This window comes from Streptomyces sp. NPDC060028 (genome assembly GCF_042736725.1).
Classification (GTDB): domain Bacteria; phylum Actinomycetota; class Actinomycetes; order Streptomycetales; family Streptomycetaceae; genus Streptomyces.
Genome location: NZ_JBHWVJ010000094.1, coordinates 1 through 12899, shown reverse-complemented (window position 1 = coordinate 12899; position 12899 = coordinate 1). Strand labels below are relative to the sequence as shown.

Sequence of the window (12899 nt, the reverse complement as noted above, 5' to 3'; positions counted from 1 at the left end):
CTGCCCTCGGCCAGCCGGGGCCGGTGCCGGTGCCCGCGCACGGCGTTGCCCACGTTGTCGGGGGAGTGGCTCCGGGCCAGACGGGGTCGGGCCCGGCCACAGCACTAGCTGGTGGAGAGGCGGCGTTCGAGGGGGGTGCGCATGCTGGGGCGGATCCGGACGTCGCCGAGGAAGGCGGCCATCCGTGCGGCCTCGGCAGCGGCGGCCGTTCGGGCTTCGCGGGTGCGTCCGGCGGGCGTGAGGACGTGGGTCGCGATCTCGCCGTCGGGGCGTTGGGTCCAGCCGCCGATGATGCGGCCGTTCCACCAGAGGGTGGGGCCGATGTTGCCGTAGGCGTCGAAGAGTTCGGGCACGAGGGCGGGGTCGAGGTACCAGTCACGGTGCCGCCAGCCCATGGGGGTGGGGTCGAGCGCGGGAAGCAGGGCGGCCGCGGGTTCGGTCGCCGTGGGCGGGTCCAGGTGGTCGGGCAGGGCGTGGCCGGGGCCGGGGGAGAGGTCGACCTCGACGGCGCCGGTGCGGGCGATGGCTTTGCGGGTGTCGGTGAGGGTCCAGCCGGTCCACCACTTGACGTCGTCGGTGGTGGCCGGACCGAAAGCCCGTAGGTAGTGCGTGGCGAGCTCGGCCCTTGCCTCGTCGGCGGGAAGGTCCGGGTGGGGTTCGGCCGTGGTCCAGCGGAACTGGGACGAGGCCCAGGTGCCCAGCGGGCGGCCGCGTCGGATCCGGCTCTCGGCAGCCATCACGCCCAGCACACGGCTGGTGATGCGGGGCGTGGCCCCATAGGGCTTGCCCGGGGAGACGCTGATCTGCGTCTTCAAGGCGGGTACCGCGTCGGCGAGCTGGGCGGCGGTGGCCTCGCCGAGGCCGGCCAGGGCGGCGAGCACGGCGTTCTCGGTGGCGGTCAGCCAGGCTTCGCGGTGACCGTGCTGATCGCCCAGGACCTTGAGGAGGCTCTTCCGTTCGCGGGCCGCCACGCTCCGGGCGGTGGAGGCGTCGACGACGGGTGCGAGATCGTGGGGGACGACGAACATGGTGCGGCGCATGCAGAGCATCCGCACCAGACTCCGCTCCTCGTACAGGGCCCGCTCCAACTGCGCCGGGGCCGGGTCGGTCATGCGGGCGGCCACCGACAGGTAGACGGTGGCGGGGTCCGTGGCGTGCAGGGCGAGCAGTGCCGCGGCGACGTGCTCGGGGGTGTCCGCGCGGAGGGCGGGTGTCAGGAGGTGGGCGATGGTGAGGCGGGCGCGGCGCTGCTCGTCGGTGATCTTCGCTCGGACGTCGTTCATAAGAGGGGGGCCGGCGCGGTGCCGCCGAGGCCGTCCTTTCACTGGTGCGGGCGGGACGAAGGCTCCGCCCCGGACCGGGGGCTGTCCAGGGCGGAACCTCGTGCTGGCATCAGGTGTCCAGCGGCCGGGAGCTCGTACGGTATTCGCCCGAGCTCGGCGGGCGGCTCAGCCGCGCTGAGCGCGGATGAGGTCGCGGTACCAGGCGAAGGACGCCTTCGGGGTGCGGACCTGGGTGTCGTGGTCGACGTGGACGAGGCCGAAGCGCTGATGGAAGCCCTCGGCCCATTCGAAGTTGTCCATCAGGGTCCAGGTGAAGTAGCCGCGGACGTCCACGCCTTGCGCCACGGCGGCGTCGACGGCCTGGAGGTGGGTGTCCAGGTAGTCGATGCGGTCGAGGTCGGGGACGGTGCCGTCCGCAGTGACGACGTCCTCGACCGAACAACCGTTCTCCGTGATGTAGACCGGCGGGAGGCCCGGGTAGCGCTCCTTGAGGCTGACGAGCAGCTCCCGTAGCCCGTCAGGGACGACGGGCCAGCCGAAGGCGGTGCGGCGGTAGCCCTCGATGGGGGCCTCTTCGAACGGCAGGCCCTCGGACGTCGGAGCCTGGATGCGGGTCGGGTTGTAGTAGTTGATGCCGAGCGCGTCCAACGGGGCCGAGATCAGTTCGAGATCGCCGTCCTGGACGGAGCCGCCGAGGGTGGCGTCCACGCCGTAGGCCGACAGGTCGGGGTAGGCGCCCGTAAGGATCGGGTCGTTGAACAGGCGGTTGTGGAGGTTGTCATAGGCCTGCGCTGCGGCGCGGTCGGCGGGGGCGTCCGAGGCGGCCCAGACCGGGGTGCAGTTGTTCGCGATCATCACCTGGAGGCCGCGTGCCCGCAGCTCCCGCAGTGCGAGGCCGTGGCCGAGCAGCTGGTGGTGGACGACCGGCAGGCAGTCCAGGAACAGGGTGCGGCCCGGCGCGTGGATGCCGAGGCCGTAGCCCCAGACCGCGTGGATGAACGGCTCGTTGAGCGTGATCCACTTCTGGACGCGGTCGCCCAGCCTGTCGGCCATGACGGCGGTGTACTCGGCGAAGCGGTACGCGATGTCGCGGCTCAGCCAGCCGCCTTCGTCCTCAAGGCCCTGGGGGAGGTCCCAGTGGAACAGTGTCGGGACGGGTTCGATGCCGCGTGCGAGCAGGCCGTCGACCAGCCGGTCGTAGAAGTCCAGGCCCTGGAGGTTGACCTCGCCCTTGCCGGTCGGCTGGATCCTGGGCCAGGCGATGGAGAAGCGGTAGCCGGTGAGGCCCGCCTCGGCCATCAGCGCCAGATCCTCCTCGTACCGGTGGTAGTGGTCGCAGGCCACGTCACCGGTGTGCCCGTCGCGGACCGTACCGGGGCGGGCGGTGAAGGTGTCCCATATCGACGGCCCGCGGCCGTCCTCCTTGGTGGCGCCCTCGATCTGGTAGGACGCCGTCGAGGCGCCCCAGACGAAGTCCGCCGGCAGATGGTCCAGCTTCATGTACTACGACCTCCCAAAATATGAGTCTGACTCATGTTAGTTGGCTGGGTGGGATGATGGAACCGTGAATCAAGACCGCACCTCGGGGACGCGCCGCCGGCCCGTCCAGAAGCGCAGCGCCGAACGTTTCAAACGGCTGCTCGACGCCTGCGCCGAACTCCTGGACGAGGTCGGCTACGCCGCGCTGACGACCAAGGAAGTGGCCCGCAGGGCCGAGGTGCCCATCGGCACCCTCTACCAGTTCTTCTCCGACCAGGAGGGGCTGATCGGCGCGCTCGCCGCCCGGAACCTGGAGGCCTTCCTGGAGCGGGTCGCGGTCCGGCTGGAGCGTGAGAAGCCAGAGGACATCTCGGGCGTCGTCGAGGTGGCCGTCGAGGAGTACGTCGCGATGCGCCGGACGATCACCGGTTTCGGCGTGGTCGACTTTGGCGCAGTGGGCCGGGACCATACCCTCGATCCGGCCCTGGACAACAACACGGCGGTGGCCGGGCGGCTGCGCTCGCTGACCGCGTCCCTGTCCGGCGTTCAGGACGACGCCGAACTGGAGATCGCCATCCGGGTGGCCCTGGAATGCGCGGACGGCGTGCTGAGACTTGCCTTCCGTACCGATCCGCAGGGCGACCCCCAGCTGATCGCCGAGTGCAAACGAGTCCTCAACAGCTACCTGAACGATCGAATCCAATGACTGGCGACAGGTCGGGCAGCGCGCTAGCGGACGCTCCTGACCTTCCAGACCAGTACCGCGCCCAGCACGGACATGGCCGCAGAGCAGAGGAACAACGAGCGGTAGCCCCCCAGATCCCCGAGCGCGACCGAGGCGATCGGCGGTACCAGAACGTAAGGCAGCGAAGCCATCAGGTTGGCCAGGGCCATGTCCTTGCCGCGGTCCGCCGAGGCAGGGAGCACCTCGGTGACCAGGGCGGTGTCGACGGCCAAGTACACGCCGTAGCCCAGGCCCAGGATGACGGCCGCGACCAGCGTCATGGTCCAGGTGGGCGACAGGGCGAGCGGGATCGCGGCGACGGCCATCGTGACCCCGCCGAGGAAGACGAGCATGCGGCGCTTGCCCAGCTTGTCGGAGAGCCAGCCGCTCAGGACGACCGTCGAGATCGTGGCCAGGCAGTTGACGCCGACCACGATGAGCAGGCCGTCCTCGGTGGACTGGCCGGGGAACAGCTGCTCGTAGTGCAGGACGTCGTCCAGGAAGTACGGCAGGTAGAGCGTGCCCAGGCCGTAGCCCAGCCCCATGACGAACCGGGAGCTCAACGCCCAGACGAAGTCGGGGTGTTGGCGCGGGCTGATCCGGTAGCCGTCCAGGAAGGCGCGCAGCGAGAACGGCTCGCGGTGGTCGGGGGGAAGCGGCGGGTCCTTCATGACGACCGCGAACAGCACGATCAGCAGCGGGAACGCGGCCATCAGCACGTACTGCGCGGAGAAGCCCGCGACCAGCCCGAGCAGCAGCCCGCCCGCGATCATGCCGCCGGCCTGCGGGACCGTGGCCCAGCCCAGCACCACACCGCGTTGCGCGACGGGGACCCGGTCGGGTACCACCGGGGCGAGCCCGGCGCCGATGATCATGAAGGCGGCGGACAGCACCAGAGAGCCGAGCGCGATCCCGGCGACCGTCGTCTGGATGCCGGTATAGACCAGCGCTGCCGTGCAGACCAGCGAGCCCGCGATCATCCACGGCCGGCGGCGGCCGAAACGGCCGGTGGTGCGGTCGCAGAGCGCGCCGGCCAGCGGCGCGATGACGATTCCCGAGATCGCGCCCATCATGCTGACCCAGGCGTAACTGCCGACCTTGCCCGCCGGGTCGATCTGGGCGATCTGCTCGGGCATCAGGAACGTGGTCGGCACCTGCATCGGGATGAACATGCCGGTGTTGGCCAGCACGTACAGGGCTATCCAGCCGGGTCTGACCTTGCGGGTCGGCTCGGCGAGAGCCTCGGGCCGTGCGGGGGCGAGGCTCATCGGGGCACTCTCTTGAGGTGGACGAGCTCGCTCGTGCAGTCGAAGGCCAGCAGCGGCGGGAGGCCGTGGCTGAGCAGGACGGCGCCCTCGTGGACGGCGCCGGTGTCCTCGTCCCGGTAGCGGGCGCCGGGGTCGAGGCCCTTCAGCCGGGTGCGGGCGACGGTGCGGTTCAGCCCGGACGGCTGGAACTGGAAGACGACGACCTCGTCCCCGGTGAGGTACTGCACGGCGTCATGCCCGAGGCGATACAGGACGCCACCGTGCACCACCGGCCGGATCCGCTTGTACTGTTCGACCAGCGCCCGGGCCCAGGCCAGCTCATCCTCGCTCCATTTCCGCAGGTCGCCGCCGATGCCCATCGCCCCGGCCATCGAGACGTGGAAGCGGTACCGGACCGAGGCCGGGCGGGCGGTGAAGCTGTTCGGGCTGTCGGTGACCCAGGCGCCCATGGTCCTGGCAGGCAGCAGCTGGCAGTGGCCGTGCTGGATCGCGACGCGTTCGGCGGCGTCGGTGTTGTCGGAGGTCCAGACCTGGTCGGCGCGGGCCAGCACGCCCAGGTCGGCCCGCCCGCCGCCGCCCGCGCACGACTCCAAGTACAGGTCCGGACGGGCGGCGCGCAGCCGGTCCATCACCTCGTAGACGCCGCGCGTGTGCTCGATCCAGACCCGGTCGGGGTCGGCGGCCCCCGGCTGCCCCGCCTCGCTGAAGGACCGGTTCATGTCCCATTTGAGGAAGGCGACGTCCAGCTCGGTGACGGTCCTGACCAGCCATTCGACCGCCCATTCACGGACGTCGCGGCGGGCGAAGTTCAGCACGTGCTGGTTACGGCTCCGCGTGCGCGTACGGCCGTCCTGGCAGAGGATCCAGTCAGGATGCGCACGGTACAGGTCGCTGTCGGGGTTGACGGCCTCGGGCTCGACCCACAGGCCGAAGCCCATGCCCAGCGCGCGAACGTGGTCGGCGAGCGGGCCCAGGCCGTCCGGGAAGCGGTCGGGGTTGGGCCACCAGTCGCCGAGCCCGGCCATGTCGCTGGTGCGGGCGCCGAACCAGGCGTCGTCCACCACGAAGATCTCGACGCCGAGACCCGCGGCCAGCTCGGCCAGCTCGGTCTGCTGCTTCTCGTTGATGCCGAACTCGGTCGCCTCCCACGAGTTGAAGATCAGGGGGCGTTCGGCCGGACGGGCGAGCAGCACCTGGCCTTCGACGTAGGCGTGCCAGCGGCGGCTGGTGCCGCCGAAGCCGTCGGGGGCGTACAGCCCGGTGAAGACGGGGGTCTCCAGGCGCTCGCCGGGGAGCAGTTTCCAGACCAGGCCCTCGTGACCGAAGCCTCCGGTCCAGGAGGCGCGGCCGTAAGGGTCGCGGCGCAGGGTGACCCGGCGGCTGCCGCTCCAGGCCAGGGCCGCGCTCCAGACCTCGCCGTGCTCCTCGGCGGCGTCGTGCGCGTCGAGCATCAGCCAGGGTCCGGCGTGCTGCCCTGTGATGCCGAGGCGGCTGGTGAACACCGTCTCCCCGATGGGCACCCGGTCGCGCTGGAGCTGGAACTCCCTGCCCCACTCTCCCACCACATGGCTGACCCGGTAGTCGTCGCGGGCGGGCAGCGTCCAGGCGGCGGAGTCGAACCGCAGGACGTCCACCGGCTCGTCCGCGGTGAGGACCGCCCAGCGTTCCATCTGGTCGTGGCCGTCCCGGATCCGGTAGTGCAGGTCGAGACCCAGGGAGCGGACGCGGTCGGTGAAGGAGAGCGTGAGCAGGCCGCCCTCAGCCCTGTGCGAGACGAACCGCCACTCGAAGCCGCGCACGCCGTCGTCGAACCGGACGGTCAGCGACGGCGCCCCGAACCGCAGGCCGCCCTCGACCACGTACTCCTCGCCGCCGGGGTCGTCGCCGCCGGGGTCCTCGGCGGGCAGGTCGGCCGCGATCACGACGGCCTGCTCCAGGGTCAGCGGCCGGCCCCAGTGCACGTGCCGGGGGACGTCGTCGGCGTCCAGTTGGAAGGCATAGGAGGTGCCGGGCGTGCTCAGCAGCCACAGGCGGGCTTCGGAATGGTAGGTGATCACACGCGGCCTCAATGTGAGTAGGGCTCATGTTTTGCTCGATGCTACGTGAGCACACCTGCGACGCCAACCCCCTTGACGGGGGCTGTCCCTGGGCCACTTCACGACCGGGCCGCCCGAGCTGATGGCCTATGGGCGGGGCCGAAGCCGGCGACCGGGCTTCGGGGGATCGCGAACCTCCGCACGTGACACCGTGACGCAGATCACGGCAGACGCAGAACCTGTACGCCGCAGCGGGCCGTCTGGCTTGTGTGAGATCACGCAGGAGAGCACTGGATGAGCTGGACGAGGAGCGCCTCCTCCGGCTGGTGGCCAGAGGTGACCGCGGGGCGTTCGACGAGTTGTACCGCCGCACCTCGCCGTGGCTGGCCGTGCGGCTGCGCCGCCGCTGCGCGGACGAGCAGATCGTCGCCGAGGTCATGCAGGAGACCTATCTGGCGGTGTGGCGCGCGGCCGGCGCCTTCGCCGGGAGCGCGATCGGCGGGACGGGCGTCGGGTGGGTGTGGACGATCGCGGCGCGCCGCCTCGTCGATGCGTTCCGGCGCCGTGCCCACCACGCCGAACCGCCGGTCGCCGCCGCCGAGCGGGTGGTGGTGCCCGCGGCGGAGGACGAGGTACTGGCCACGACCGTCGGCGGCGAGGTCGGCGACGCCCTGCGGCAACTGGCACCGGAGCTACGGCAGGTGTTGCAGGCCATGGTGCTGGACGGGCTTTCGGTGCGGGAGACCGCCGTCCTGCTCAGACTGCCCGAAGGCACGGTCAAAACCCGCGCCCGCCGGGCCCGGATCGCGATGCGGGAGGCACTGGCATGAGCACTGACCATGCGTCGATGCGGTTGATCGACGAGTACGCACGGGGTGATGCGGCGATGGCCGCGGACACCGTATGGGCGCTGGAGGCCCACCTGGAGACGTGCGCGCTGTGCCGGAGCCGTCTGGCGGCCTCCGTGGCCACCGAGGCGCCCGGCATCGCCGCGCTCGTCGACACCGTCCGGGCCGGTCTGGAACCGCAGTTGGACGCGGCCGTCAGGGCGCCCTCGCGGCGGTACCGCCCGCGGTGGGTGTCGGCCTGGACGACCCCGGTCATGGTCCCGTGGCTGGCCATGACGGTCACCGTGACCTTGCTGGCGCTGCTGCTGGCGGCGGCCGGGGCGCCGGCGGTCTCCGGTGCCGCCTCGCCCGCGCTGCTGATCGCGCCCGTGCTGCCGCTGTGCGCTGTCGCCGCAGCGTGGTCGCGCAGCCTGGACCCGGCGCACGAACTGACGGCCTCCACGCCCCGGGCCGGTCTGCCCCTGCTGCTCCGGCGCACCATCTCGGTACTCGCCGTGGTGCTGCCCGCGCTCCTGGTGGAGGGCTGGCTGACCGGAGCCATGACGGCCGCTCAGTGGTTGCTGCCCTCACTGGCCTTCACCTCCACGGCCCTGGCGCTGGGCAGCGTGGTCGGCGTGACCCGCGCCGCCGCCGGGCTGGTGGTCGCGTGGGGCGCCGTCATCGCGGCACCCGCCTGGGGCACCGGCCGCGTCCCCGTCATCCTGCGGCCGGACCAACTGCCCGTGTGGGGAGCACTCCTCGTGCTCGGCACCGGCGCCGTGATCGCCCGCAGACGCGCGTACTCAGCGCTGTGAAACCATGCTCGACCCTCGAAAGGGACCACCGCATGACACCCACCACGAGCGCGGCTGCCACCGCGCCGAAGACATACGCCTGGGAGATCCGGGCCACCGGCCTGAAAGTGCGGGCCGGACGCAAGAAGATGGCGGTCGACGGGCTCGACCTCTCGCTCGGCACCGGCGCCCACGGCCTGTTGGGGCCCAACGGAGCGGGAAAGACCACCCTGATCCGGGCACTGGCCACCGTGCTGCGCCCCGCCGCGGGCGAACTGGAGCTGCTCGGCGACTCCGTGAACGGGATGGGCGACCACCGGGCGCTGCGCCGCCGGATCGGCTACCTGCCGCAGGAGTTCGGCTACTACAAGCGTTTTACGGTCCGTGAGTTCGTCGAGTACATGGCCTGGCTGAAGGAGGTTCCCAAAGCGGACGTCCCCGCGGCCGTCCAGCGGGCCGTGGAGCGGGTGGGCCTGGCGGACCGCGCCGACCATCGGATGAAGACCCTGTCCGGAGGCATGGTGCGGCGCGCCGGCATCGCCCAGGCCATCGTCAACGACCCCGTGGTGCTGCTGCTGGACGAGCCGACGGCCGGCCTGGACCCGGCGCAGCGGCTGCGCTTCCGCGAGCTGCTGCAGGAACTGGGCCGCGACACCTGTGTGGTCGTCTCCACCCACCTGGTCGAGGACGTCGCGGCCGCCTGCTCCGACGTGGTCCTCTTCGCCGACGGCCGCCTCGTCTTCCAGGGCACGCCGCAGGACCTGGCCGCGGCGGGCGGCACCGACTACCCGGGCGACAGCCCCCTGGAGCGCGGCTACTCGGCGCTGCTCCGCACCAACGAGTCGCAGGGCGGTACCTGGTGAGCGGGCGCGTGCTGAGGATCGAGCTGAAGCGCTCCGCCGCCCCGTGGGCCGGCCTCGTGATCCTGGGAGGCAGCCTGGCGTTCCTCCATCTGATCAACGGACTGTGGTGGTACGGCACCGCGGCGTGGACGGCCCAGTGGACGTCGATGGCGCTGACCACCCGTTGCATGCTGGCCTACGGGTGGCCGATCGCGGTGGGCTTCGGGGCGTTGCACGGGCTGCGCGACTCCCGCTCGCGGATGACCGAACTGCTGACGACCACCCCGCGACCGGCCTGGCGCCGGGCGGCGCTGCCGGCCGGTGCGACGGTGATCTCGTTGGCGGCGGCCTTCGGCCTGCTCGTCCTGTGGGGCGCGGTCCAGGTGGCGCTCGGTAGCGCCACCCACCTGCCCCTCGGTTGGCTGGCGATCTCGCTGGTGGCGGCGCTGGCCCTGGTCGCGGGGGCCGTGTTCGGCATGGGTGTCGCACGGACCCTGCCCTCTGTGCTCACCCCGCCGCTCCTGGTGCTGCTCTTCCTGATGATGACCGTCCTGCTGCGGCAGACCACAGACGGGGAACTCCCGTCGGGCATCGCGCCGAACCGGCTTGCCCAACTGTCCCCCGTGACCGATATGCCGCGGGAGATGCTGCTGACCCTGTCCGGTGCCGTGAACCTCGGCCAGACGCTCTGGCTGATCGGCCTGCTCGCCACCGGCTTCGCACTGCTGGTGGCCGCGACCCGCCGGGCCCGGCTGCTCGCGGTCGCCCCCGTCCTGGCCGGCGCGGTCCTGGCCCTGCTGATCCTCCCGGCCGCCGCGCGCGACACCTACGTCGTCGACAGGGCCGCCGCCACCCTGGTCTGCGACGGCCCGGTGTGCGTGACGCAGGCGAACCGCTCACGCCTGCCCGAGCTCGCGCCGCGCGGCAAGGAGGCGCTGCGCGTGCTGCACGACGCCTTGGGCGACCAGGCGCCGAACTCGGTGCGCGAGGAGACCGCGCTGCGCGCGCTCGGCGCCGAGCGCCAACTCTCCGGCGACGTGGTGCTGATCGACTTCGACGACCCGCTGATCGCACATGCGACGGGGGCGGAAATGACCCGCCTCCTGGTCGCCCAGGGCCTGACACCGAACTGCGAACCGCGCACCGTTCGGGAGGGCTGGGGGCTGGTCGACATCCCCGCACAGAGCATCGCCGCGAGCTGGGCCCTCGGCGATCACCAGCTCGAACCGCTGCAGAAGCCGGACGCCGACGAGTACGCGCAGCGTGCATGGGCGAACGCCAAAGTCGCCTGGGAGAAGCTGACGGCCCTGCCGCCGGCCGAGCAGCGCTCGCGGATCGCCCAGGCGCATGCCGCCGCGCTCTCCTGCAAGAACGAGCTCGCGGCGCTGACGGGGGAGACATCCCCATGAGATGGCTGACGCTGTACGCGCGTTCACGGCAGGTGCCCACTTCGGCCGCCGCGGTCACGCTCGGCGCGCTGGCGCTGTGGGCCCTCAACCAGGGCAGCGGCAAGGGCCCGGCGGACCTGGGGATCGCGGTCCTGGTCCTCACCATGAACGTGGCGGCCGCTTCCGCCGGGCTCGGCGGGCAGGATGCCGCGCTGGACCGGACGGCCGCGATCCGGTGGATGCCCCGGCGGGCGGCGCACGTGCTGCTGATCGGCGCGGTCGCCGCGGCGGCGCTGCTGGCGGTCCAGGCAGCGGGGCCGACGCTCGCCCCGGCTGCGCTCGTCATCCGGGACAGCGCGGGCCTGGTCGGCCTGGCCGCGCTCGGAGCGGTGCTGTGCGGGGCACCGTTCGCATGGACCCTGCCGACCGGCTGGCTCGCGTTCACCCTCCTCGTCCCGCCTCCGCCCGGCCTCGCGGGAGAGGTGGGCAGCTGGATGATCATTTCCCCCGCCACGACGGCGTCCGCCGCGACCGGGTGGGCCCTGCTGGCGAGCGGCACCGTGCTGTACGCCACAGCAGGACCGAGACGGTGACGGACACGCCCCGCGCCGACAAGGAGACCGGCCCCCGATCACACCATTGCCTGGCCGGACCACACCGGCGTCGCCCGACACCTCGGCTTCGGCGAGGTATCCGTGATCCACTTCGACGCCCAAGCCGACACGGGCGACACCCAGTTCGGCTCCCTGGTGTCCCACGGCACCCCCATGCGCCGCCCCGTCGAATCCGGGACCGCGTGTTGTCGAGTTGCGCGGTTGCCAAGCGCCCTCCGCCGGAGGCGGGGCAGTACTTCACCGCCGTGCGCGAGGCGGTCGACGTGAACACATGAGTGACACCAACCAAGCCGTCACCGGCCTCCGTTCACACCAGCAGGCCGCCATGCGCCAGCCCGGTCAGTCAAGGCGAACACCAAGCCGAACCACGCCTTCCAACGGGCTGCCGCCGACCATGCACGAGGTCGTCAGGAGGACGTCGCCGTCTCGCACGCTCCGGGGTGCCCGCGCCTCCGTCGCAGACGTAAAGGGGTATGTAAGATCATCTTCATCCCAACCACGTGATGAGTCTTGATGCTTGGGTGCCCTCCGTTATGAATGACCCGGACAGGGACTTACGGTCCGTTGCGGCCGGGGCATACCGCCACGGGATCCGTGCCTCGCTCACGACGGTCCTCACAGGCGGCAAACCCTTGCATGTGCGCAGGCGTGGTTGCCTTCTCTAGCAAGTGAGGTCCTGCCGGATGAGACGGCGTACATCAACGACCGGGGCGATACCCCCCGGCACCCGCCCCCGCGGCACGGCGCGGCTGCGCTGCGCGGTAGGCGCGCTCCTGCCCGCGGCACTGGTGGCCGGGCTGCTGACGGCCGCTCCGGCGACGGCCCTGGAGCAGCGCGCGACGCTGGCGCGGGCCGAGGGCCGGGCCCTGGCGCTCGACTACTGGATCAACGGTGGTGCCGGGATCCGGGAAGCGGCCGAGCAGGCGCTCCTGGGCTCCGACGAGGACGTCCAGAAGTTCCTCGACGCCAACACGGCCATCAGGTACGACGACGACTACGTCGCGGCCAGCCGACTGTTCAACGCGGGCGGCCCCGCCGTCCGAGCGGCGGCCAAGCAGGCCCTGAAGGGCACGCCGGCGCAGCTGGACACCTTCCTCGACAAGGGCTGGCAGACGCCGCTGGACGAGGACCGCCAGGTCGAGGTCTCCCGGGTCGTCAACTTCGGCGGCGTCGGTGTGAAGGACGCGGGCCAGGCGGCGCTCAAGGGCACCGCCGAGGACCGGGCGACGTTCCTGGCTTCGGGCCAGTACGAGGCGCGCGAGACGGACAACGAGGTCGCGGTCTCGAAGCTGGCGACGACCGGCGGCCCGAACGTGAAGGCGGCGGCGAAGGTCGCGCTGCGCGGGACGGCGGACGACATCGCCGAGTTCCTGGAGATCGGGCAGTTCACCGCGCGCAACCGGGACCAAGAGTACGCGACGATCGCTCAGCTCACCGAGGACGCGAAGCTGGCGGGCCGGCAGGCCGAGGACGCCACGAAGGCGGCCGTCGAGGCCTCCGCGAAGGCGATCGCGGCTTCCGAGCTCGCGAAGACCGCCGCGCTGAAGGCCGCGGAAGAGACCCGGCAGGCCAAGAACGACGCCAACCGGGCCGCGGTGAAGGCGAAGCAGGCCGCCGACGCGGCCCGCGCCGCCGCCTCCGCCG

12 protein-coding genes are annotated in these 12899 nt (G+C 71.8%); 8 read left to right on the top strand and 4 right to left on the bottom strand.

Annotated elements, in window-relative coordinates; genetic code table 11:
* Window positions 1–104: 104 nt before the first annotated feature.
* Entirely contained in the window at window positions 105–1283 is a 1179-nt protein-coding gene (locus ACFWBF_RS31825; protein WP_385607990.1) for a winged helix DNA-binding domain-containing protein, read from the bottom strand.
* 165 nt (window positions 1284–1448) lie between these two features.
* On the bottom strand, window positions 1449–2783 hold the full coding sequence (locus ACFWBF_RS31820; RefSeq protein ID WP_385607989.1) for a GH1 family beta-glucosidase: 1335 nt from the start codon (window positions 2781–2783) through the stop codon (window positions 1449–1451).
* Window positions 2784–2847: 64 nt separating this feature from the next.
* Here ACFWBF_RS31820 and ACFWBF_RS31815 point away from each other — a divergent pair, with 64 nt between their 5' ends.
* Window positions 2848–3468: a TetR family transcriptional regulator gene (locus ACFWBF_RS31815; RefSeq protein WP_385607987.1), complete on the top strand. Its 621-nt coding sequence runs from the start codon at window positions 2848–2850 to the stop codon at window positions 3466–3468.
* Between the two features lie 23 nt (window positions 3469–3491).
* On the opposite strand, the gene ACFWBF_RS31810 is transcribed toward ACFWBF_RS31815, so the two are convergent.
* Window positions 3492–4754: an MFS transporter gene (locus tag ACFWBF_RS31810; RefSeq protein ID WP_385607986.1), complete on the bottom strand. Its 1263-nt coding sequence runs from the start codon at window positions 4752–4754 to the stop codon at window positions 3492–3494.
* The gene (locus ACFWBF_RS31805) at window positions 4751–6811 is read right to left on the bottom strand and encodes an alpha-galactosidase (protein WP_385607984.1); all 2061 of its coding nucleotides are present in this window, start codon (window positions 6809–6811) and stop codon (window positions 4751–4753) included. Before ACFWBF_RS31805 ends, ACFWBF_RS31810 begins: the two co-directional genes overlap by 4 nt.
* Window positions 6812–7116: 305 nt before the next feature.
* On the opposite strand from ACFWBF_RS31805, the gene ACFWBF_RS31800 reads away from it, so the two are divergent.
* From ACFWBF_RS31800 to ACFWBF_RS31770, 7 genes are all read left to right on the top strand, one after another.
* Complete coding sequence (locus ACFWBF_RS31800) at window positions 7117–7620, top strand: RNA polymerase sigma factor (RefSeq protein ID WP_385607983.1); 504 nt, start codon at window positions 7117–7119, stop codon at window positions 7618–7620.
* Window positions 7617–8432, top strand: coding sequence for a zf-HC2 domain-containing protein (locus tag ACFWBF_RS31795; protein ID WP_385607981.1), 816 nt, complete (start codon window positions 7617–7619; stop codon window positions 8430–8432). The genes ACFWBF_RS31800 and ACFWBF_RS31795 overlap by 4 nt, the downstream gene beginning before the upstream one ends.
* A 32-nt stretch (window positions 8433–8464) precedes the next feature.
* Window positions 8465–9274, top strand: coding sequence for an ABC transporter ATP-binding protein (locus ACFWBF_RS31790; RefSeq protein ID WP_385607979.1), 810 nt, complete (start codon window positions 8465–8467; stop codon window positions 9272–9274).
* On the top strand, window positions 9271–10662 hold the full coding sequence (locus ACFWBF_RS31785) for a hypothetical protein (protein ID WP_385607978.1): 1392 nt from the start codon (window positions 9271–9273) through the stop codon (window positions 10660–10662). Before ACFWBF_RS31790 ends, ACFWBF_RS31785 begins: the two co-directional genes overlap by 4 nt.
* Window positions 10659–11234, top strand: coding sequence for a hypothetical protein (locus ACFWBF_RS31780; RefSeq protein WP_385607976.1), 576 nt, complete (start codon window positions 10659–10661; stop codon window positions 11232–11234). The genes ACFWBF_RS31785 and ACFWBF_RS31780 overlap by 4 nt, the downstream gene beginning before the upstream one ends.
* 45 nt (window positions 11235–11279) lie before the next feature.
* Window positions 11280–11522, top strand: a complete 243-nt coding sequence (locus tag ACFWBF_RS31775; protein WP_385608021.1) for an arginase family protein — start codon at window positions 11280–11282, stop codon at window positions 11520–11522.
* A gap of 416 nt (window positions 11523–11938) precedes the next feature.
* Window positions 11939–12899, top strand: a 961-nt coding sequence (locus ACFWBF_RS31770) for an ALF repeat-containing protein (RefSeq protein WP_385607974.1), incomplete at its 3' end; no start/stop codon positions are given.

Coding starts and splice junctions, on each gene's coding strand:
- ACFWBF_RS31795 (WP_385607981.1), top strand. CDS start 7,617: ATGAGCACTGACCATGCGTCGATGCGGTTGATCGACGAGTACGCACGG.
- ACFWBF_RS31820 (WP_385607989.1), bottom strand. CDS start 2,783: ATGAAGCTGGACCATCTGCCGGCGGACTTCGTCTGGGGCGCCTCGACG.
- ACFWBF_RS31780 (WP_385607976.1), top strand. CDS start 10,659: ATGAGATGGCTGACGCTGTACGCGCGTTCACGGCAGGTGCCCACTTCG.
- ACFWBF_RS31810 (WP_385607986.1), bottom strand. CDS start 4,754: ATGAGCCTCGCCCCCGCACGGCCCGAGGCTCTCGCCGAGCCGACCCGC.
- ACFWBF_RS31790 (WP_385607979.1), top strand. CDS start 8,465: ATGACACCCACCACGAGCGCGGCTGCCACCGCGCCGAAGACATACGCC.
- ACFWBF_RS31825 (WP_385607990.1), bottom strand. CDS start 1,283: ATGAACGACGTCCGAGCGAAGATCACCGACGAGCAGCGCCGCGCCCGC.